Source organism: Enterococcus sp. 125944 (genome assembly GCF_051909435.1).
GTDB classification, from domain to species: Bacteria; Bacillota; Bacilli; order Lactobacillales; family Enterococcaceae; genus Enterococcus_D; species Enterococcus_D gallinarum.
On sequence record NZ_JBQASY010000005.1, the window covers coordinates 133350 to 155798 of the forward strand.

General features: G+C 42.5%; 22 protein-coding genes. 6 read left to right on the forward strand and 16 right to left on the reverse strand.

Translation table 11 applies throughout. The features are described 5' to 3' along the window. Positions 1-295: 295 nt before the first annotated feature. On the reverse strand, positions 296-841 hold the full coding sequence (locus tag ACTFWY_RS06515) for an ECF transporter S component (RefSeq protein WP_003127965.1): 546 nt from the start codon (positions 839-841) through the stop codon (positions 296-298). Continuing rightward, positions 834-1658: a bifunctional hydroxymethylpyrimidine kinase/phosphomethylpyrimidine kinase gene (gene thiD, locus ACTFWY_RS06520; protein WP_439926648.1), complete on the reverse strand. Its 825-nt coding sequence runs from the start codon at positions 1656-1658 to the stop codon at positions 834-836. The genes ACTFWY_RS06515 and thiD overlap by 8 nt, the downstream gene beginning before the upstream one ends. A gap of 100 nt (positions 1659-1758) precedes the next feature. Here thiD and ACTFWY_RS06525 point away from each other — a divergent pair, with 100 nt between their 5' ends. Both ACTFWY_RS06525 and ACTFWY_RS06530 read left to right on the forward strand, forming a co-directional pair. After that, positions 1759-3195, forward strand: a complete 1437-nt coding sequence (locus ACTFWY_RS06525; RefSeq protein ID WP_096710879.1) for an aminotransferase-like domain-containing protein — start codon at positions 1759-1761, stop codon at positions 3193-3195. Next, positions 3188-3913 carry a nitroreductase family protein gene (locus ACTFWY_RS06530; protein ID WP_005470027.1) on the forward strand — a complete coding sequence of 242 codons (726 nt, stop codon included), beginning with the start codon at positions 3188-3190 and terminating at the stop codon, positions 3911-3913. The genes ACTFWY_RS06525 and ACTFWY_RS06530 overlap by 8 nt, the downstream gene beginning before the upstream one ends. Before the next feature lie 63 nt (positions 3914-3976). Here the strand turns inward: ACTFWY_RS06530 and tuf are convergent, their stop codons facing one another. The 4 genes from tuf to rpsL form a co-directional block, all read right to left on the reverse strand. After that, positions 3977-5164: an elongation factor Tu gene (gene tuf, locus ACTFWY_RS06535; RefSeq protein WP_003127959.1), complete on the reverse strand. Its 1188-nt coding sequence runs from the start codon at positions 5162-5164 to the stop codon at positions 3977-3979. 149 nt (positions 5165-5313) lie between these two features. Further along, positions 5314-7398, reverse strand: a complete 2085-nt coding sequence (fusA, locus tag ACTFWY_RS06540; RefSeq protein WP_003127958.1) for an elongation factor G — start codon at positions 7396-7398, stop codon at positions 5314-5316. 81 nt (positions 7399-7479) lie between these two features. Continuing rightward, positions 7480-7950, reverse strand: coding sequence for a 30S ribosomal protein S7 (gene rpsG, locus ACTFWY_RS06545; protein WP_003127957.1), 471 nt, complete (start codon positions 7948-7950; stop codon positions 7480-7482). A 65-nt stretch (positions 7951-8015) separates the two neighbouring features. Further along, a complete protein-coding gene (gene rpsL / locus ACTFWY_RS06550; protein WP_003127956.1) occupies positions 8016-8429 on the reverse strand; it encodes a 30S ribosomal protein S12 in 414 nt (137 codons plus the stop codon). 328 nt (positions 8430-8757) lie between these two features. Here rpsL and rpiA point away from each other — a divergent pair, with 328 nt between their 5' ends. The 4 genes from rpiA (at position 8758) to ACTFWY_RS06570 (ending at position 11874) form a co-directional block, all read left to right on the forward strand. Further along, positions 8758-9432, forward strand: a complete 675-nt coding sequence (gene rpiA, locus ACTFWY_RS06555) for a ribose-5-phosphate isomerase RpiA (protein WP_021150630.1) — start codon at positions 8758-8760, stop codon at positions 9430-9432. Positions 9433-9591: 159 nt separating this feature from the next. Then, positions 9592-10176, forward strand: a complete 585-nt coding sequence (locus ACTFWY_RS06560; protein ID WP_003127951.1) for a recombinase family protein — start codon at positions 9592-9594, stop codon at positions 10174-10176. A 232-nt stretch (positions 10177-10408) separates the two neighbouring features. Next, entirely contained in the window at positions 10409-11095 is a 687-nt protein-coding gene (gene gpmA / locus ACTFWY_RS06565) for a 2,3-diphosphoglycerate-dependent phosphoglycerate mutase (RefSeq protein ID WP_003127950.1), read from the forward strand. 134 nt (positions 11096-11229) lie between these two features. Then, the gene (locus ACTFWY_RS06570) at positions 11230-11874 is read left to right on the forward strand and encodes an SGNH/GDSL hydrolase family protein (RefSeq protein WP_096710878.1); all 645 of its coding nucleotides are present in this window, start codon (positions 11230-11232) and stop codon (positions 11872-11874) included. Positions 11875-11961: 87 nt separating this feature from the next. On the opposite strand, the gene ACTFWY_RS06575 is transcribed toward ACTFWY_RS06570, so the two are convergent. The 10 genes from ACTFWY_RS06575 to deoC all read right to left on the reverse strand — a co-directional run bounded on the left by ACTFWY_RS06575 (position 11962) and on the right by deoC (position 22443). Next, positions 11962-13149, reverse strand: coding sequence for an iron-containing alcohol dehydrogenase (locus ACTFWY_RS06575; protein ID WP_003127948.1), 1188 nt, complete (start codon positions 13147-13149; stop codon positions 11962-11964). 189 nt (positions 13150-13338) lie between these two features. After that, positions 13339-14043 carry a purine-nucleoside phosphorylase gene (deoD, locus tag ACTFWY_RS06580; protein WP_003127946.1) on the reverse strand — a complete coding sequence of 235 codons (705 nt, stop codon included), beginning with the start codon at positions 14041-14043 and terminating at the stop codon, positions 13339-13341. 55 nt (positions 14044-14098) lie between these two features. Further along, positions 14099-14917 carry a purine-nucleoside phosphorylase gene (locus tag ACTFWY_RS06585; RefSeq protein ID WP_003127945.1) on the reverse strand — a complete coding sequence of 273 codons (819 nt, stop codon included), beginning with the start codon at positions 14915-14917 and terminating at the stop codon, positions 14099-14101. Positions 14918-14927: 10 nt separating this feature from the next. Continuing rightward, positions 14928-16094, reverse strand: a complete 1167-nt coding sequence (deoB, locus tag ACTFWY_RS06590; RefSeq protein ID WP_005470022.1) for a phosphopentomutase — start codon at positions 16092-16094, stop codon at positions 14928-14930. Between the two features lie 171 nt (positions 16095-16265). Continuing rightward, the gene (locus tag ACTFWY_RS06595; RefSeq protein WP_003127943.1) at positions 16266-17219 is read right to left on the reverse strand and encodes an ABC transporter permease; all 954 of its coding nucleotides are present in this window, start codon (positions 17217-17219) and stop codon (positions 16266-16268) included. Further along, positions 17219-18370, reverse strand: coding sequence for an ABC transporter permease (locus ACTFWY_RS06600; RefSeq protein ID WP_156247658.1), 1152 nt, complete (start codon positions 18368-18370; stop codon positions 17219-17221). The genes ACTFWY_RS06595 and ACTFWY_RS06600 overlap by 1 nt, the downstream gene beginning before the upstream one ends. Continuing rightward, positions 18363-19904 carry an ABC transporter ATP-binding protein gene (locus ACTFWY_RS06605; RefSeq protein ID WP_369915288.1) on the reverse strand — a complete coding sequence of 514 codons (1542 nt, stop codon included), beginning with the start codon at positions 19902-19904 and terminating at the stop codon, positions 18363-18365. Before ACTFWY_RS06605 ends, ACTFWY_RS06600 begins: the two co-directional genes overlap by 8 nt. A 268-nt stretch (positions 19905-20172) precedes the next feature. Then, entirely contained in the window at positions 20173-21294 is a 1122-nt protein-coding gene (locus ACTFWY_RS06610) for a BMP family lipoprotein (protein ID WP_003127940.1), read from the reverse strand. Positions 21295-21360: 66 nt separating this feature from the next. Next, positions 21361-21759, reverse strand: a complete 399-nt coding sequence (locus ACTFWY_RS06615) for a cytidine deaminase (protein WP_003127939.1) — start codon at positions 21757-21759, stop codon at positions 21361-21363. Positions 21760-21780: 21 nt separating this feature from the next. Beyond that, positions 21781-22443 (reverse strand): deoxyribose-phosphate aldolase, encoded by a 663-nt coding sequence (deoC, locus tag ACTFWY_RS06620; protein WP_005470021.1) that lies wholly within the window; start codon positions 22441-22443, stop codon positions 21781-21783. Positions 22444-22449: the final 6 nt, after the last annotated feature.

Consider the following 22449-nt stretch of genomic DNA (forward strand, 5'->3'; position numbering starts at 1 on the left):
TAGCCGGCAGTTTTTTCTTTGCTGCCAGTGTGACTTACGCATATACGTAAACAGCACCTTTATGATTATATTATGGATAAACGCTGATTGCAAGCTTTTTTTAATGAAAAGAAACGATTCTTTTGCGTTTTTTTCAGAAAACTTTCTTTTCTCTTGAAAACAACAAAAACCTTGCCTAATGACTTGCTCTAAGCAAAAGCTTTTCCAACAACCATAGCTACTAACGCAAAAGCGCTCCTTCCGGAATATTTCTCCAGAAAAAGCGCTTCAAACCACTAATCATCTCGATTTACTACTAGTTGATTAATCCTTTAGTCACACGTTGGATTGCTGCTCTTAACGGAAAATAAGCAATAGCGACAATCAAAATCGTGACCACTACATTGATGACTGTTGCCGGCAATTTGATGACCGCTGCCGACCAAGCTCCTGACCAGCTGCTGCCAAGATACCAAAGCATAACAGTATTTTTGATTTGCGTCATAGCAAGTTTCGCCAAGCCAGTAACAGACCCAATAACCACTAACTGCCATATTGCTTGCGGACGTTTTTTAAATAAGAGAAACGCACCATATGCAAAAGCCCCCACAATAAAACTTTCCAAAATAAAATAAGGGGCCTCTGTCGCATACCCATTCAGCAAATCAAAAATCGCAAAGCCCAGTCCCCCAGCAAGGGAGCCTTTCACATAACCTAATAATAAAACTGCTAATAAAAGAACGGCATTCCCCAAGTGCACAAAGGCGCCGGTGGGCAATGGGATCTTGATCATCGTACCAATGACTGTCAACGCTGTAAACAATGCCACAAAGACAATACTTCGAATTCTGTGATCATTCATGTGGTATCATCCTTTCTTCCGCATGATTATAAGCACCGTGCCAGACGTGACCGACATAAGGATTGATCAGAACCCCTTGTCGAATCGCCGCAACGACGAAGTCTTTGGCCAAGCGAATGCTTTCTAGTAACGGCAGCCCTTTTGCTAATCCAGCAGTAATGGCTGCAGAAAACGTACAGCCTGCACCATGGTTGAAATCAGTATCGATCCTCCGGCTTTCTAGAGTAGTAAAAGAGTGTCCATCATAAACTAAGTCAATTGCCTGCGCTCCTGGCAACCGATGACCTCCTTTGACGACGACACACTTCGCGCCTAAATGATAAATCCTTTTCGCAGCTTCTTTCATAGCAACAAGGTCTTTTAAGTCCCCCATCCCCGATAAAATTCCAGCTTCAATCAAGTTAGGTGTCACCACATCCGCCAAAGGCAGCAAGTATTCGATCAATGCATCCACACTCTTTGGCTGCAAAATATGTGCGGTCCCTTTACAAGCAATAACAGGATCGATCACCACCTGTTTCACTTGTTGTTGCTGGATCATCTTGGCAGCCTGCGCAATATTGGCTTCATTCCCCAACATCCCTGTCTTAACGGCATCCATTGGTTCCCCCGTGAAAGCCGAAATCAATTGTTTTTCGACCAAAGAAGTGTCTATAGCTGTCACTTCGTGGGTCCATCCCATTGACGGATCCATGGTGACGATCGAGGCAATCGAAGCAAAACCAAAAACACCATACTCTTGAAAGGTCTTTAAATCAGCTTCAATTCCTGCGCCGCCTGTTGAATCGGACCCGGCGATCGTTAATACTTTCTTCATTATTATCGACTCCTTTTATTCAGTATAACCAATGGTCCCCTTGACGAAAACAGCCAATTGGCTTATTTTTATACCATCCAATAAAAAAAGGAGGGCTCTAATGACCGATAGGCAAATCGATAAACAGAAGAAGCAACCACTCTATCAGCAAATCGTCACTTACTTTATCGAGGCCATCCAAAATGGCGATTACACACCTGGTGAACAGTTGCCCGCCGAACGAAAACTAGCCACTCAATTCGGGGTCAACCGTTCAACGATCGTCAAGGCACTGGATGAGCTTCGGAGTTTAGGATGGATCACGCGCAAACGAGGCAGCGGCACACAAGTCTCTGAAGGTCGATGGGGCAACCGTCAGACCCCTCTGTCTTATCTCCGCTCGTCTCTATCTAGTCCCTACTTACAGCAAGACCCCTTTGTTGAAGAGATTCAGCGATTGCGCACAAAAGACCAAATTCTCGACCTTTATACAGGTGATCTGCCACAAGAACTGCTTCCTGATTTCCAATTTCCTGCCTTTACTTGGGAGATGATCCGCAACGAAAGCCTGCAAAGCACCCCAGCCGGCTATCCACCATTGCAAGAAGTCTTGATGCGGCACTTGACGGAAGATTTCGGAATCCCCTTATCTGGACAAAAACTCGTGATCACTTCTGGCTCCACGCAAGGTATCACACTGCTTATGCAAGTTTTGTTGACTTCAGGTGATAGTATTCTTACGGAAGATCCTTCCTTTTTGTTTTCATTGCCCTTATTTACAACAATGAATGTCCGCGTTCTCGGAATCAAACAGGACGAAGAAGGGATGCGACCGAAAGACTTAGAACAAGCATTGAAAGAGCAGAAAATCAAATTTGTTTATTTAAATCCGACATTCCAAAATCCCACCGGTCGTACCATGAGCCTTGGCCGCCGCAAAGAAATTATCGCTATTTGCCAGAGGTATCAAGTACCGATCATAGAAGATGATATCTTTAGTGAGTTAGCCTTTACGCCGCAACCCGAAAAATTTAAGGCACTAGCACCAGATTCGGTCATTTATCTCGGATCTTTATCAAAACTCTTTGGGTCTTCTATCAAAATCGGCTGGTTATTAGCTCCTGAAGCATTGGCGGATCAATTTGCTCAAGCTAAAAAAAGGATGTCTATCGAGACAACGATTTTTCCTCAACTGTTAGCTAATCTTGCTCTCCGTTCCATGGAGTACCCTCAACAACAACAGGACTTGCTAAAAAAGATGGCTCAAAAGCAACATGCCTTGATTCAGCGACTGGACGCTTTTTCTGAGGATTGGGCATTCCAACAGACCACTGGGGGACTATACCTCTGGCTGCAATGGCAACACGCCCCACTGAAACGGAGAGACTGGACACTTTTCTTAAAAAATGATTGTCTAGTTGCCCCAGCCTTTCTCTTCAGCAATGATACAAACGGATTTCGTCTGAACTATACACGACTTTCGGAAAATCAACTAGACTTGTTTTGTCAGCAATTCAGAAAAATCACAACACAATTAAAGGAGCATCTGTATGAATGAGACAATTGATCTATTAACCAACCACCGCACTTATCGCCAATTCGATAGCAACTATCAATTATCAAAGGAGCAGTTAGAAGCAATTTTATCTGCTGCACGACAAGCACCTAGCTGGATGAACGGGCAAGCTTATTCCATTCTCGTGATCGATGATCGTTCACTTCGACAACAGCTGGTTACTTGGAATCCAGGTAATCCTCATATCGCTGAAAGTTCTATCTTTTTACTTTTCTTGGCTGATTTAAACCGCACCAAGAAAGTTGCTGAGAAAAAACAAACACCTTATCTGGTTGATGAAGGTCTACAACCATTGTTGATCGCAACAACCGATGCTAGTATCGCTTTACAGTCAGCTGCCATTGCTGCGGAATCTCTTGGTCTAGGAACAGTTATTTCCGGCAGTGTCCGCAAAGACAGCAAAGCGATCGCCGAATTGCTCGAACTGCCAGAATACGTTTACCCTGTGGCTGGATTAAGTATTGGCAAACCAATTGTAGATATGGCTCTCAAGCCTCGCTTGCCTCAAGAGGCGGTAATCCATTACAACAAATACCAGGATTATTCCTATCAAGCGATCGAAGACTATGACCAAATCATGACCGCCTTCGGTGAAGCGAGAGAAACAATGCCTTGGTCCGAAAAATTCGCCAATTTCTACGGCCGTGTCCCTGACCAAGGCTTTGATCAGTTTCTAAAAGATCAAAAATTGATCAAATAAAAATTTTCAAGCAAAAAAAAGCAGAAGCGCTAGCGCTTCTGCTTTTTGCATTTATCAAGTCAATTAAGCTTTGATTTCAGTTACAACGCCTGAACCAACAGTACGTCCGCCTTCACGAATTGAGAAACGAGTTCCGTCTTCGATAGCGATTGGGTGGATCAATTCAACGTCGATTGTTACGTTATCGCCAGGCATAACCATTTCAGTTCCTTCTGGTAATTCAACAACACCAGTTACGTCAGTTGTACGGAAGTAGAACTGAGGACGGTAGTTAGTGAAGAATGGAGTGTGACGTCCACCTTCTTCTTTTGTCAAAACATAAACTTCAGCTTTGAATTTTGTATGAGGTGTGATTGTACCAGCTTTAGCCAATACTTGTCCACGTTGGATGTCTTCACGAGCAACCCCACGTAGCAATGCACCAATGTTATCCCCTGCTTCAGCATAGTCTAACAATTTACGGAACATTTCAACACCTGTTACAGTTGTTTTAGCAGTTTCGTCAGCAATACCAACGATTTCTACTTCATCACCAACGCGAACTTGTCCACGTTCAACACGGCCTGTAGCAACAGTACCACGTCCAGTGATTGAGAATACGTCTTCGACTGGCATCATGAATGGTTTGTCAGTATCACGTTCTGGAGTTGGAACGTATTCGTCAACTGCAGCCATCAATTCCATGATTTTTTCTTCGTATGAAGGATCTCCTTCAAGAGCTTTCAAAGCAGAACCGGCGATTACAGGAACATCGTCGCCTGGGAAGTCATATTCAGACAATAGGTCACGAACTTCCATTTCAACTAATTCTAGCAATTCTTCGTCATCAACCATATCCATTTTGTTCAAGAAAACAACGATGTATGGTACGCCAACGTTACGTGATAACAAGATGTGTTCACGAGTTTGAGGCATAGGACCGTCAGCAGCAGATACTACTAAGATCGCACCGTCCATTTGCGCAGCACCAGTGATCATGTTTTTAACATAGTCCGCGTGTCCTGGGCAGTCTACGTGAGCGTAGTGGCGAGCTTCAGTTTCATACTCAACGTGAGCAGTTGAGATAGTGATTCCGCGTTCGCGTTCTTCTGGAGCACCATCGATTTGGTCGTAAGCAGAAGCTTGTGCCAAACCTTTTTTAGATAATACAGTTGTGATAGCAGCTGTAAGTGTAGTTTTACCATGGTCAACGTGTCCGATCGTACCAATGTTTACGTGGGGTTTAGAACGGTCAAATTTTTCTTTTGCCATTTTAAAATGTTCCTCCTAAAAATACAGTTTATTTTTTATATTTGATAGGTAGAGGGCGCGAAGCCCCCCATCCCTTATCATCGATAATATTGTACACGAAACTTCATAAAAAATATAGCTTTTTACTGAATTTCGCATTTGTGCATCAATTATTCAGCTTTGCCGCCGTTTTTCTTGATGATTTCTTCTTGAACAGACTTAGGTACATCTTCATAGTGATCAAATGTCATCATGAAAGTACCGCGTCCTTGAGTAGATGAACGAAGTGTTGTTGCATATCCGAACATTTCAGCCAATGGAACAATCGCGTTAACGATTTGTGAGTTACCATGCGCTTCCATACCTTCAACACGTCCACGACGAGCAGTTACGTGTCCCATAACATCACCTAAGTAATCTTCAGGAACAGTGATAACAACTTTCATCATTGGTTCAAGAATCACTGGATTAGCTTTCTTCGCTGCAGCACGTAAAGCCATTGAAGCTGCCACACGGAAGGCTGTTTCACTTGAATCGACATCATGGTATGAACCATCGTAAAGCTTGGCTTTGATGTCAACCAATGGATAACCAGCTAGAACACCGTTAGCCATTGAGTCTTCAAGTCCTTTTTCAACTGCTGGGATGTATTCACGTGGAACCACACCACCGACAATTGCGTTTTCGAATTCGAAGCCTTTACCTTCTTCGTTTGGTGTAAATTCGATCCATACGTGACCGTATTGACCTTTACCACCAGACTGACGTACAAATTTACCTTCGGCTTGCGTAGAAGCACGGAATGTTTCGCGGTAAGAAACTTGAGGCGCACCAACGTTTGCTTCAACTTTAAATTCGCGACGCATACGGTCAACAAGGACGTCCAAGTGAAGTTCACCCATCCCTGCGATAACAGTTTCGCCAGTTTCAGCGTTTGTTTCTACACGGAATGAAGGATCTTCTTCAGCAAGTTTTTGTAAAGCCACACCCATTTTATCTTGGTCAGCTTTTGATTTAGGTTCAACAGCTACTTCGATAACTGGTTCTGGGAATTCGATTGATTCAAGGATAACTGGTGATTTTTCGTCACACAATGTATCCCCTGTTGTTGTATCTTTCAAACCAACAGCTGCAGCGATATCGCCTGAATAAACTGTTTGGATTTCTGCACGAGTGTTCGCGTGCATTTGCAGGATACGACCGATACGTTCGCGTTTGTCTTTTGAAGCATTCAAGACATATGATCCAGAGTTCAAGACACCTGAATACACACGGAAGAATGTCAAACGACCTACGAATGGGTCAGTCATTACTTTAAATGCTAGTGAAGCAAAAGGCGCTTCATCGTCAGCAGGACGATCAGTTTCTTCGTCAGTTTTAGGATTGATCCCTTTGATTGCAGGAACATCAAGTGGTGAAGGAAGGTAGTCGATGACTGCATCCAACATCAATTGAACCCCTTTGTTTTTGAAGGCTGAACCACAAAGAACTGGGAAAAATTCAACAGTCAATGTCGCTTGACGGATACCAGCTTTCAATTCTTCTTCAGTGATTTCTTCACCTTCCAAGAATTTCATCATTAGCTCTTCGTCAGTATCTGCAACTGCTTCAACTAATTTTTCGCGCCATTCTTCAGCTAATTCTTTGTACTCTTCAGGAATTTCAGTTTCTTGAATCTCTGTTCCTAAATCGTTTGTATAGATCTCAGCTTTCATTTTTACTAGATCGATGATACCAGTAAAGTCATCTTCCGCACCAATTGGTAATTGGATTGGATGAGCATTTGCTTGCAAGCGATCATGTAAAGTAGATACAGAGTATAAGAAGTCTGCACCGATTTTATCCATTTTGTTACAGAATACGATACGTGGTACGCGGTAATCTGTCGCTTGACGCCAAACTGTTTCAGTTTGTGGTTCTACACCAGATTGTGAGTCCAATACTGTTACAGCACCGTCAAGAACCCGTAGTGAACGTTGTACTTCAATTGTGAAGTCCACGTGTCCAGGAGTGTCGATGATATTTACGCGGTTTTCTTTCCATTGCGCAGTTGTCGCAGCAGAAGTGATCGTGATCCCACGTTCTTGTTCTTGTTCCATCCAGTCCATTTGAGAAGCACCTTCATGTGTTTCCCCAATTTTATGGATTTTACCTGTGTAATAAAGGATACGTTCAGTTGTCGTTGTTTTACCAGCGTCAACGTGGGCCATGATCCCGATATTACGAGTTTTTTCTAGCGAAAATTCTCTTGCCATTCTAGGTTGTTCCCCTCTCATTCTTACTTAAACCTAAGCTAAGGTTGTCTCAGTACCTTCCAATAAAAAGCAGTGAGGATCTTACCAACGATAGTGAGCAAATGCGCGGTTGGCTTCCGCCATTTTGTGTGTGTCTTCGCGTTTCTTCACAGAAGCACCAGTGTTGTTTGCTGCATCCATGATTTCTTTCGCAAGACGTTCTTCCATTGTGTGTTCGCCACGCAAACGAGCGTAGTTTACCACCCAACGAAGACCTAGAGTTGTACGACGTTCTGGACGAACTTCAACTGGGACTTGGTAGTTAGAACCACCGACACGGCGAGCTTTAACTTCCAATACAGGCATAATGTTCTTCATTGCTTGTTCGAAAACTTCCAATGGATCATTTCCTGTAGATTCTTTGATAATGCCAAAAGCATTGTAGATAATATTTGCAGCAACACCGCGTTTACCATCAACCATTACACGGTTGATCAAACGAGTTACTAATTTTGAGTTATAAATAGGATCTGGTAAAACATCACGTTTTGCAACAGGACCTTTACGAGGCATCCGTAACTCCTCCTTCCGAAATATCAGTTCTGATTAAATAGTTTCATTTGTAGTTTGAATCAAAATTAAGCTTTAGGACGTTTTGTTCCATATTTAGAACGAGATTGTTTACGATCGTTAACACCGGCAGTATCCAATGCACCACGAACGATATGGTAACGTACCCCTGGTAAGTCTTTTACACGTCCACCGCGTAGCAATACCACACTGTGTTCTTGCAAGTTGTGACCGATACCTGGAATATAAGCTGTCACTTCAATCAAGTTTGACAAACGAACACGCGCATATTTACGTAAAGCTGAGTTCGGTTTTTTCGGTGTCATAGTTCCCACACGAGTAGCTACCCCACGCTTTTGAGGTGAGTTAACATTCGTTTGAGCTTTTTTGAAACTGTTGTATCCTTTGTTCAATGCTGGTGAATTTGATTTTTCAACCTTGGATTTACGAGGTTTACGTACTAATTGATTAATTGTAGGCATCCCTAGTTTTCCTCCTTCCTTGATTCGCTTTATAGTTCCACACATCCAGGTGGTTCTTTTTTTGCGATAAAAAATAATGCATTCTCTGCATTCTTATCAAATATGCTTTGATAAACAGTCAGCACGTCTCCAACGAGAGACCTGTAGATAAAGCACCTTTGATAGAATACCACGATAAAAAGACTCTGTCAACCATCTCTCCAATGATTTTTTATGAAAGGAGCAACTGCCAAAATTTTATAAAAAAACTCTCCCTTGCGCCTCCTTTTTACTTCTTCTTACTATATAATAAAGATGAAAATAGTATTTTATTAGAGGTGGGTCAATAATGAATCTAAAAGAGATGGTCGGTATTGAAGCGGCCAGCTATGTCACTGACGGTATGGTCGTCGGTTTAGGAACTGGTTCAACTGCGTATTACATGATCGAAGAATTGGGGCGCAGAGTGAAAGAAGAAAACTTGTCGATCGTTGGTGTACCAACATCCTGGGCATCAAAAAAACAAGCAGAATCGTTAGGGATCCCGGTCAAAACGATCGATGAAGTGGCAAGTGTCGATTTAACGATCGATGGTGCAGATGAGATTAGTGGAGACTATCATGGAATCAAAGGTGGCGGTGCCGCACTGCTTTTTGAAAAAATCGTCGCAACCTACTCTAAAAAAGTTCTTTGGATTGTTGATAAATCAAAGATCGTTGAAAAATTAGGCGCATTCCCATTACCTGTAGAAGTGATTCCCTATGGCAGTCAGCAATTGATGCGATTGTTTACAGAAAAAAACTATCACCCTGTCCTTCGCCTAGCCGAAGATGGCACGCCGCTAAAAACTGATTGCGGTCATTACATCATTGATCTTCATCTACAAACCATCAATGAACCAGTTGCATTGGCTCATGAACTAGATCAAACCGTCGGTGTTGTAGAGCACGGGCTCTTCTTGGATATGGTCCATACGATCATCATTGGACAAGATGATGGACCTGAGACCCGCAGCGTTCGCTGATGCCTCTAGCAACAAAAGGAGCAAGTGCTCCTTTTGTTCGAGGTTCTACGTATTTTTCTTCATTTTTCTAGAGTTAAATTCATTTTTGTGCAAGTTTTCTCTATCATTTATGCCTCATTTATGCTACATTCAAATAAAAAAGAATAGGAAGGAGCGGCTATGAAAGTCATCGGTTATGCTCGCACAACAATTATTGATAAAGAATCAAGTGAACAATTAAACAAACTAAAAGAATTTGGTTGTACAGAATTGTTCCACGAAACCTATGCCTACGAAGAAAACTGTGATAACCACTCATTAGAATCTGTGATTGCTCGTATGCAGTCTGGGGAAACGCTGGTTGTTTCTGAACTTCATCGTTTAGGTAAAACAACCCGGCAATTAACTGAATTGACAGATCTTCTAAGAAAAAGAAACCTTCACCTAGTTTCTCTAGCAGAAAACATCGATACGAGAGAACCCATGGGGGCGATTTATTTCAATTTAATGGAAGGTTTGGCAGCGATGGAACAAGCCTTAATCAAAGAACGGACATTAGTCGGATTGAACAATGCCCGAAAGAACGGCAAAATTGGCGGACGTCCAAAAATCGATCCAAAAACCATCAAAAAAATTCGCCAGCTTTATTACGATAAAAAAGAGACGATTCAATTCATCTCCACAAAATGCGGTGTTTCTGTCGGAACCTGCTATAAATACATAAAACTTTCAGAAGAAGAATTGGATAAAGTATACAGTCATTAATCACTTGTCTGAATCCGGTGCTTCATCTTTTTTTTCTGTGCACCGATCCTGTCAGGCAAAATGATTCAGAAATAAAAAAGAACGTCTTGAAGAAAGACGTTTTTTTCTGTTTCTTTTTTTAAGAAACAAGGTTTTACGCTAAATACGTAGAAATTCTTTGCGAAAAAGTGTACAATAAACAGGGAATTGAAAATTTCAGAAAAATATCTAATATCTAAAAGGAGAGTTTTACATGCCAAAATTAGTATTTTCTCGTCACGGACTAAGCGAATGGAATAAATTGAACCAATTTACTGGTTGGGCCGATGTAGATTTAGCGCCAGAAGGTGTCGAAGAAGCAATCGAGGGCGGACGTAAAATCAAAGAAGCCGGCATCGAATTCGATGTTGCCTACACATCTGTATTAACTCGTGCCATCAAAACTTGTAACTACATTTTAGAATATTCTGATCAACTATGGGTGCCAACAATCAAATCTTGGCGTTTGAACGAACGTCACTACGGTAAACTACAAGGATTGAACAAAAAAGAAACTGCTGAAAAATACGGAGACGAACAAGTTCACATCTGGCGTCGTTCCTACGATGTATTGCCTCCATTGATGGATGCATCTGATGAAGGTTCTGCAGCAAACGATCGTCGTTATGCAATGCTTGATCCTCGCGACGTACCTGGCGGCGAAAACTTGAAAGTAACGCTAGAACGTGCATTACCTTTCTGGCAAGATGAAATCGCACCTGCATTGAAAGACAACAAAACTGTTTTAGTTGCCGCTCACGGAAACTCTCTACGTGCGTTAGCAAAACACATCGAAGGTATCTCTGATGAAGACATCATGGATCTTGAAATTCCAACAGGTCAACCACTTGTTTATGAATTGAACGATGATCTAACAGTTGCGAAAAAATATTACTTATAATCATTAACAGCCAAGGCTGTGCTGCAAGTCAGAGCAAGAGTATTCTTCCTGACTGACGGCACAGTCTTTTTTTGATTGGTTTCCTGAGAAATATTCGTTATAATTGAAACCGCATACGAAAGGAGCATGGAATGATGACCACACTCTGTAAAAATGATACGCTACTATTTCTTGGAGATAGCATCACCGACTGCGGCCGTGATCGACTCGATGCTACGGATCTGGGAAAAGGATTTCCCGCCTTTGTGGCAGCCCATCTAGCTGCAGAATACCCAGATGCAAACTTGTCATTTGTTAACCGCGGCATTAGTGGGAATAAAATTCGCGATATCTTAAATCGCATCGAGGAAGACTGCATTGATTTAAAGCCAGATCTCCTGATTTTCTTGATCGGTATCAATGATACCTGGCACAATATTGGCACCTCCTCTTTCGGCACACCCGAAGCAACCGCGACATTTGCTAGTGATTATCGGCAATTTTTGCAGCAAGTGACCGAAAGTGGGATCAAGAAAATCCTGCTTTTAGAGCCATTTGTTCTTCCTTATCCAGCAGATCGCAAACAATGGCGGAAGGATTTGGATCCCAAGATCCATTCCATTCGTGAACTAGCTGCTGAATTTGGTTGTGACTACCTTCCTTTAGACGGCTTATTCGCTGAACGTACTGTCAAAAAACATTCATCTTATTATACTGGGGAAGATGGTGTCCACCCAACAATCGCCGGACATGGTGTGATCGCACAAGAGATCTTGCGCCGTATCCATTATTCAAGATAATTCTTTGATAGAAGTACACAGACAAATAATCGGTAGGATACCAATTACCCTACCGATTATTTGTCTATTCTGTCAGGGTTTCTTCATTTAGAGATACTCTGAAGGGGTCAAAGCCTCTTGATAAATGGCAATGACATCAGATTCTGTCAACGGTACGTAGGCATTTGTCGCAATTGAACTAAATGCTACTGCTTGCTTGGCCATTTCTTCAAAATGACGATCATCTTCGATTCCCACTTCTGGTAAAGTCATTGGGATCCCACAAGCAAGGAAGAAATCGTATAACTTTTGAATCCCCATCCGAGCTGCCATTTCTGGGACCGCTTCTTCTACTTGGAATACTTCACGGGCAAAGCGAGCCAACTTAGGTGCTGTTGTCTCATTCAACACATGAAGCATCCAGCGGGGCGTCAAGATGGCTAAGCCGATCCCATGAGTAATATCATAAAAAGCACTCAACTCATGTTCCATTGGATGGCACGACCACGCACCGGCTTTCCCACTACCTGTCAACCCATTTAACGCCAATGTACTTGCCCACATCAAGTTTGCCCGAGCATCATAGTCATCTGGGGTATCCAAAGCAATCGGCAAGTTTGTGATTACCGCTTTCAACAGCCCTTCTGCGATGCCGTCTTGTACATCCGTATTCTCTGTTGTACTAAAGTAGTTTTCGATCAGATGACTCATAATATCTGCAGAACCAGCCGCTGTTTGATAGCGATTGACGCTAAAGGTCCAGGTGGGATCTAAGAAAGAAACCTTCGGCAAGAAATTAGGACCGTGGACCCCTAATTTTTGTTTCGCTGTAAGGTTCGTGATAACTGCTCCCCGATTCATTTCACTACCAGTTGCAGCTAATGTCAAAACCGTAACTAATGGCAATGCTGGCCCTTGGTAGCTGCGTTTAGTCACTAAAGTCCAAGGATCTTCCTCACTGCAAGCAGCACCTGCGATCACTTTGCTGCAATCAATCACGGAGCCGCCTCCGACTGCAAGAATCACATCAATTTTTTCAGTGCGGCAGAGTTCTGCCCCTTTTGCTACTGTTTCAATCCGAGGGTTTGGTTCAACTCCTGCTAATTCTGTTACTTGATTGTCATTGTTTTGCAATTGCGCCATGACTTGATCATAAAGTCCGCTTTTTTTGATACTGCCGCCGCCATAGACCAATAGGACATTTTTTCCGAAAGTATTCAATACTTCCGGCAACTCATTTAACCGATCTTTCCCAAAACGTATATCCGTTGTCACCTGAAAAGTAAAATTATTCATGCTCCAACCTCCTTTTCTTTAATTAAACCATTTTCGTCCAAAAGTGCAACTATTCCAACTAGCTAGAAAGATTCAATCAATCATTTAACAAAAAATCACTTTCTGACTGGCTCCCATTGTCTAAGGAGTCAATCAGAAAGCGATACAGGAATAAAAAATTTTTTGTAGGCTGTAGGATAAGAAAAAGGATTAGGAGATAGCTGTTTCTAAGCCAACTTTGATCATATCATTGAATGTTGTTTGTCTCTCTTCCGCTGTTGTTTCTTCTCCAGTGATGATATGATCACTGACTGTGCAGATCGCTAAGGTCTGTACGTGGAATTTTGCTCCTAAATAGTAAAGCGCAGCGGCCTCCATCTCAACACCTAATACACCAAGATCAGCCAATTCCACTGTTTCTGCCATATCATCTTTATAGAAAGTATCTTCCGATAAAATGTTCCCAACGTGGGTGGTAAAGCCGGATGCAATCGCTGTATCATACGCTTTACGCAACAAGTCGAAATCTGCGATTGGCGGAAAATGAAAACTTTGAAAATTCTTTGCTACCATGGAAGAACTTGTCGCTGCAGCTTGGGCGATCACTAAGTCCCGAACATGAACATCTTTAGAAATCGCGCCACAAGTGCCGACACGAATCAATTTTTTTACGCCATAAGAATTGATCAATTCATGGGCATAAATGGTCGCAGAAGGCATCCCCATACCAGTTCCTTGTACTGATACTCGCTCACCTTTGTAGACACCGGTATAACCGAGCATCCCTCGGACATTGTTATAACAGATCGGGTCTTCTAAAAATGTTTCTGCAATGTATTTTGCGCGTAGAGGATCGCCAGGTAATAAAATCTTATCAGCAATCTCGCCAGCTTTTGCTTCAATATGAACGCTCATCTTTTCGCTCCTTTTCTACTTCTCTTTTATGCTCTTTTTTTAGGGTTTGCTTGTTTTACAGATTCGCTAAAGTTTCTTTGATCAGCGCTTTAAATTCGGCTTTGACCCGTTCTGTTGTCTCTACGACTTCTTCATGGTTCAGGCTTGCTTGCATACCAGCAGCTAGATTGGTGATACATGAAACGCCCAACACTTTCAAGCCACTATGAACAGCTACGATTACCTCAGGAACCGTCGACATACCCACAGCATCTGCACCGATCGTACGAGCAAATCGAATTTCAGCAGGTGTTTCATAAGTCGGCCCAGAAAAGCCCATGTAAACTCCTTCTTTTAAGTGGAGACCTTTTGTTTCTGCAATTTGTTTTGCTGTTTCCCGGTAGCTTGGATGATAAGCCTGGCTCATATCAGGGAATCGTGGTCCCATTTCTTCTTCGTTAGCCCCAATCAATGGATTGTCCCCCATGAAATTGATTTGATCCGTGATCAACATCAAATCACCAGGTTGGAAACTTTCATTCACTCCGCCGCATGCGTTCGTCACAACAAGTGAATGTGCTTCAAGGGCCGCCATTACTCGAACAGGGTAAGTAACTGTCTGCATGGAATGTCCTTCATAGTAATGGAAACGACCTTGCATCGCCAATACTTTTTTTCCAGATAATGTACCATAAACTAGTTGTCCGGCATGCCCGACGACTGTTGAAACTGGAAAATGAGGGATATCGTTATAAGGCAGCACAATTGGATTTTCAATCTCATCTGCTAATTCACCTAATCCTGAACCTAAGATCAAACCAAAATCAATAGATCCTACCCCTTTTTCCTTGATGAATGTCGTTGTTTCCTGCAATTTCTCATGTAATATTGTCATTTCTCCACCTCTAATTTAAATGATTTAAGAAGCTTTCCCCATTTTCTGTTGCCGGTACTGCAAAGTTTTCTGCAATTGTTGCTGAAATATCGGCATAATGGCCTTGGGGTAGTTGGCCTTGTCCTTTAAATTGTTTGCTGTAAACCAATAATGGTACATATTCTCTTGTATGATCAGTCCCAGTAAAGGTTGGATCATTTCCGTGATCGGCTGTGATCATTAATAAATCATCGTCAGCCATGGCATCCAGAATCTCTGGGATTCTTAAATCGAAATCTTCAATGGCATGAGCATAACCGACAACATCCCGGCGATGGCCGTAAAGCGCATCGAAATCAACTAAATTAGTAAAACTTAGGCCGGTAAAGTCTTGCTTCATCACATTCAATAGCTGATCCACACCATCCATATTGCTCTTTGTTCTTACTGAATCAGTGATTCCTTGACCATTGAAGATGTCATTGATCTTTCCGACAGCGATGACGTCTTTGCCAGCATCTTTCAACGAATCCAACACTGTGTGTCCAAAAGGATCCAGTGCATAGTCATGCCGGTTGCTTGTCCGGGTGAAGTTTCCTGGTTCACCAACATAAGGGCGAGCAATGATGCGGCCGATCATATATGGTTCATCTTTGGTAATATCACGCACATATTGGCAAATGCGGTACAATTCTTCCAACGGAATGATTTCTTCATGAGCTGCAATTTGCAAGACTGGATCGGCAGACGTATAAACGATCAAATCGCCTGTTTTCATTTGGTGTTCACCGTAATCATCAATGACTGCTGTACCGGAATAAGGTTTGTTGCAGACGATTTTACGTCCAGAAAATTCTTCGATTTGTTGCAGCAATTCTTGAGGAAATCCGTCAGGAAACACACGAAACGGTTTTTGAATATTCAAACCCATGATTTCCCAGTGTCCAGTCATGGTATCTTTTCCGACAGAGATTTCTTCTAGTTTCGTTGCATAGCCGTCATGGTCTGCTACATTTTTGACACCATCCAGCGGTCGGATCGTACCAAGACCTAACTGTTCCAAATGAGGAATCGTCAATCCAGCTTCTTTGGCGATATGTCCTAATGTATCAGAACCAACGTCACCAAATTTTTCTGCATCGGGCGCTTCACCGATACCTACAGAATCCATTACGATCAAATGTACACGTTTAAACATTCTTTTCCCTACTTTCTTTTATTGTTATTCTTTTCTTATCATACTAGAAATAAGAAAGATTTGCCTTTAAGGATGTTTGAGATATTGGGTTTCTTGCTGCTACACAAAAAAAAGGGCAGGGCACAGCAACACAAACATGTCCCATAGCCCCACCCTTTCATACAGAAAAAATTATTTAGATTTGATGTAGTTCTTACCGTTAGCTTTAGGTCCTGCCGCTTTCCCAAGGAACAGCACTAGAACAATAATTGTTAACGCATATGGTGCTGCTTGTAGATAAACCGCTGGAATGGAGGAAATGATTGGCAATTGTCCGCCAACGATACTGATGTTTTGCGCAAAGCCGAAGAAAATTGCAGCGCCCATCGCACCTAACGGATTCCATTTACCAAAGATCATTGCTGCCATTGAGATAAACCCTTGACCGGCAATCGTTGTTACAGCAAAACGTCCAGCGATTGATTGGGCAAATAACGCGCCACCCATTCCGCCTAGGAAACCGGAGATCAACACGCCAGAATAGCGCATCACATAGACATTGATTCCTAAGGTATCTGCTGCCTGAGGGTGTTCACCCACGGAACGTAGCCGTAAGCCAAATCGTGTTTTAAAGATGACAAACCAAGCAATCACAGAAATCAAGATCGCAAAGTAAGCAGGTAAAAACGTTTGGTTAAAGAAGACTGGACCAATCACAGGAATATCACGCAACACAGGAAAATTGAAATACCCTAATGTTTGTTGAATATTGTCTGTTTGCCCTTTGTTGTAGATGGCTTTAACTAAGAAGACAGCCAGCGCTGGCGCCATCAAATTCATTACGGTACCACTGATAATGTGATCTGCTCTAAAGTTGATGGTGGCTACAGCATGCAGCAGTGAGAAGGCCATTCCTACTAACCCGCCGACTAGCATTCCTAACCAAGGTGTCCATGCACCAAATTGTGACGCAAATTCAATATTGAAAACGATCGAACTGAAGGCACCCATCACCATGATTCCTTCAAGACCTACGTTAACGATCCCGCTTCGCTCTGAGAAAACGCCGCCCAGTGCAGTCAGGATCAATGGTGCAGCATAAATCAACGTTTGTGTGACGATCGAAGAAATTAAACTGATATTCATTAGATGGTTCCTCCTTCCTGATCTTGATTATTTGGCTTTGCTTCAATTTCTTGGACAACAGCGACTTCCTTTTTGCCATCAAAGATTTTAGCTAATACAAAACGAATCACGTAGCTGATCGCAACGAAGAAGATGATGATCGCAATGTCGACATCAACAAGTTCTGAAGGAATCCCTGCAAACTGCATTCCTTGTCCGCCCAGTTTAAGAACACTGAACAGCAATGCAGAAAGTAAAATCCCAATCGAAGACCCGCTGCCTAATAATGAGACTGCCATCCCATCAAAACCAATACTCAATGACGAACCTTGAACGAAGAAGTTTTCAAAAGTTCCCAAACCTTGAACGACGCCACCTAATCCAGCTAATGTTCCAGAGATGATCATTGAAATAATGATTGTCCGTTTGCTGCTCATCCCAGCATACTCAGATGCGGTTGGATTCAAACCAACTGCTCGAATCTCATAACCTAACGTTGTTTTCTTCATCATGAACCAAATCAACACGAGGAAGATCAGTGCCATGAAAATACCAATGTTTAACCGGGAATTGTTGGTCAAATTTGCTAAGAAAGGTGTTTGTAAAGAGGCATTGTCGCCTACCATTTTGGTCACACCTTTTGTTGTGATCATGGATTCATTCATGACGTTATTGACGATATGATTTCCTGTATACAATAAAATATAATTCATCATAATAGTTACGATAACTTCACTCGTACCAAAGAAGGCACGTAAGATACCTGGAATAGCTGCAGCAATTGCACCACAGGCTGCCCCTACAAGAATAGCGGTAGGCAACACGATGATTCGAGGAGCATCTGGCATAGACAATGCGACCCAGATACTTGCTACCCATCCTGCTAATGCTTGTCCAGAAAGACCGATATTAAAGAATCCTGCAGAATTCGCTACTGCGAATCCCAAAGCTGTAAAAATCAGTGGACCAGCTGTAACGAAAATCTCACCAATATTTCTAGCATTCAATCCGCCGCTTTGACCATTGATAAATACGGTACGGAACATTTGAAGATACCCATCGATTGGGCTGTAACCAAATGCCGCCATGATGATTCCACCAAGGATAAAACCAAGTAGAACAGCAATGATCGGCACAAGCAGGTTCCGAATTTTTTCTTTGCGGTTATTCAACAGAACCACCTACTTCCTCCATTTGTAGCTCGCGTCGGGCTTCTTCTAATGAATAACCCGCCATTAGTAATCCGAGTTCTTTTTCTGATGTCTCTTTCGGATCAACGACGCCAACAATCTCACCAGCATGGATAACGGCGATTCGGTCTGATACGTTCAAAATCTCATCTAATTCGAAGCTGACTAACAAGACAGCTTTGAATTTGTCCCGCTGTTCGATCAAACGTTTATGGATAAACTCAATTGCGCCTACGTCTAAGCCCCGTGTTGGGTTCGCTACGATCAAAAGATCCGGATCACGGCTGATTTCCCGTGCAATAATCGCCTTTTGCTGATTCCCGCCAGAGAGGGCACGAGCAGGAACAATCTCATTGACTGTACGGACATCAAACTCTTGGATCAATCCACGGGCAAATTCATTCATTTCCCCGTAGTCCAGCACGCCATAATTGCTCAGCGGTTTTTGATAATACGTTTGTAAAGCAATGTTTTCTGAAAGCATCATGTCTAGAACCAATCCATATTTATGACGGTCTTCCGGCACATGCCCGACACCTGCCTCCGTTACTTTACGAGGCTTGAAATTTGTAATGTCGTCACCATTCAATAAGACTTTGCCGCTTTCGGATTTTCTTAATCCTGTGATTGCCTGTAGCAATTCCGACTGTCCGTTGCCATCTATTCCGGCAATCCCCAGAACTTCCCCAGCCCGCACTTCCAAACTTAAGCCTTTAACAGCCTCTAGGCCGCGATTTTCTTTTACAACTAAGTTTTCGATAGACAGGACGACTTCTTTTGGTTCTGCAGGTTTTTTCGGTGTTTTGAAGGAAACAGAACGACCAACCATCATATCTGCCAATTGCTGTGACGTTACGTCTTTGACATTGACTGTACCTATTCCTTTGCCTCGGCGAATCACTGTACAACGGTCCGCTACTGCTTTGATTTCATCCAACTTATGAGTAATCAAAATGATGGATTTTCCTTCCCGAACAAGTCCTCTCATAATGACAATCAATTCTTCGATTTCTTGTGGTGTCAGTACTGCAGTTGGTTCATCAAAAATCAGTACATCTGCACCCCGGTATAATGTTTTTAGAATCTCCACACGCTGTTCCATCCCGACTGAGATGTCTCGCACATAAGCATCTGGGTCAACCGATAAGCCATATTGCTCAGAAACCCGTTTGATTTCTTTGCGGGCTTTTTTACGGTCCAACACACCCAATTTATTTGGTTCGCTTCCTAAAATGATATTTTCCGTGACAGTAAACGCGTCAACCAGCATAAAATGCTGATGGACCATACCAATGCCAAGTTTATTAGCTGCTGTAGGGCTAGTAATATTCACTTTCTCCCCATTCATCAAGATATCGCCTGATGTCGGTTCTAACAAACCTGACAGCATATTCATCAAGGTCGACTTGCCAGCTCCGTTTTCCCCAAGCAATGCGTGGATTTCTCCCGGCCTTACTTGTAAGTTGACATCGTCATTGGCTTTGAAGGTTCCAAACTCTTTGGTGATATGGCGCATTTCTACAACATATTTTTCTTCAGCCAAGTTTCTCACATCCTTACTTTCTAATTCGCTCTCACACTCAGTGACACAACAATTTTTAATACAAATAAATGCTATTGCTTAGGATGGTTATTATCCTCATGAAAACTCAACAGCTTTCATCAAGACATTAACCACTAAAGATGTATTAGCAAGACGAGCATCTGAACGATAGCGAATCGCTCAACTCTACTATCGTTCAGAATTTCTTGTCTTTTTTTTTTCATTGTTTAAAAAAACTTGCTTATTTTTCTGGTTTTTCTGGCACTTCAACTTTGCCATCGATCACATCTTGTTTTGCTGTTTCGATCGCTGCTTTTGCATCATCTGATAAGAAACCTTCAGTGATATCTACACCGCCGTCTTTCAAACCATAAACGATGTGTTCGCCGCCAGGGAAGTTATCTTCTAATGCACGTGTTGAAATATCTTGTACGGCTGCGCCTACACCTTTAAGTGTTGAAGCCAATGTGAAGTTGTCTTCTTTGCCGTCTTTTGTTTTGTATGCACCTTCGTCTTGTTGGTCGCTATCTACACCGATAACCCAAACTTTTTTGTCTGCAAGGTCAGCTTCGTTCAATTGTTCATTGATTGCTTTTGCTTCTTGGAAGACACCAGCACCAGTACCACCTGAAGCATGGAAGATTACGTCAACGCCGCCTTGGTACATTGAAGCTGCTAGGGCTTTCCCTTTTGCAGGGTCACCAAATGATGCTGCATATTGAGAATCAATTTTAATCTCTTTGCCTAATGCTTTAGAAGCATCTTCGACACCTTTGATAAAACCAGCTTCAAAACGGTCGATTACGACACCTTCTTCACCGCCGATAAAGCCAACTTTGTTTGTTTTTGTTGTATAAGCTGCTGCAAAACCAGCTAAGTAAGCTGCTTCGTTGTCTTTGAAGGTTGCAGAAACAACATTGTCTTTGCCTTCGATGACATCATCGATAATCCCAAATTGAGTATCAGGGTTTTGTGCTGCAGCTGCTTCAATTGAATCTTTCAATAGGTAACCGACACCAAAAATCGTTTTGAATCCGTTTTGGACAGCACCATTTACGTTTGTTGTATATTCTGAAGCTTCATTTGATTGAACGTAGTCATATCCACCAACACCGCGAGCGATGTTATGTTCTTTCCCCCAAGCTTCCAAACCTTCCCAAGCAGATTGGTTGAATGAACGGTCATCTACACCACCGATATCGGTAACGATTGCTACACTGTGTGCTGCATCTGTTTTGCCGTCTGCAGAACCGCCGCCTGTTGAATCAGTCGAACCTGACTTTCCTCCATTGCCACATGCACCAAGTAGTGTCAACCCAGCCACTGCAACAATTCCTAAACTAAATAATTTTGCTTTTTTCATTGCTGTAAAGCCCCCTATAAAATAGTTTTTATTTTTCAACAGCCGCTTCGACTGAATGAACATGGTTTATAGATCTTTGTTCGTAAAATAATATGGCAGCAACCCTTCGACAGTTGTCTCTTTGATTATACCATCGTCTCCCACAAGAGTGACTGGCATATCCGGCTGACAGAACTCAACCATTACTTGGCGGCAGGCGCCACAAGGTGAGATAGGCTCTGGCGTATGACCAGCAACAACTAAGTGTTGAAAGTCTTTTTCGCCTTCTGAAATTGCTTTGAAAAATGCGGTGCGTTCCGCGCAATTCGTTAAGCCAAACGAAGCATTTTCGATATTGATGCCTTGATAGATGGTTCCTTTTTTGGTGACCAAGCAGGCCCCAACTGGAAATTTAGAATAAGGAACGTAAGCTTTGTCTAATGCGGCAACTGCCGTTTCGATCCACTCTTTTTTCGCTTTTGTCATGATGAACCTCACTTTATTGAATTAGTAGCCAGCCCCCGTTGACCCTGTAACGATTGCTACACTTGCACTGGTTCCTAAACGATTTGCTCCTGCTTCGACCATTGCTGCTGCTTCTGCTTCGTTATGGATGCCGCCAGATGCTTTCACACCCATTTCAGGGCCCACTGTTTCACGCATCAGTTTGACATCAGCAACAACCGCTCCGCCAGTAGAGAATCCTGTCGATGTTTTGACAAAATCAGCTCCTGCTGCTTTCGCTAATTCACAGGCCTTTACGATTTCTTCATTGTCTAAAAGTGCTGTTTCAATAATGACTTTCACTAATGCTTTGTCTTTAGCTGCTGCAACAACCGCTTCGATATCCGCTTGAACTTTTTTGAACTGTTTTGATTTCAAGGCACCAATATTAATGACCATATCCACTTCATCGGCACCATTCTTGATGGCATCTGCCGTTTCATAAGCTTTGACTTCTGATGTATTGGCACCTAAAGGAAAGCCGATCACGGTACAAACAGCCGTCGGTTCACCTTTTAATTCTTCTGCTGCCAAAGCTACCCAAGTAGGATTGATACAGACAGAATAAAAGTGATAGGTTTTTGCCTCTTCAATGATGCGCAAGACATCTTCTTTTGTTGCATCTGCCTTTAAAATAGTGTGGTCGATCATGCGATTTAATTCCATTCCACT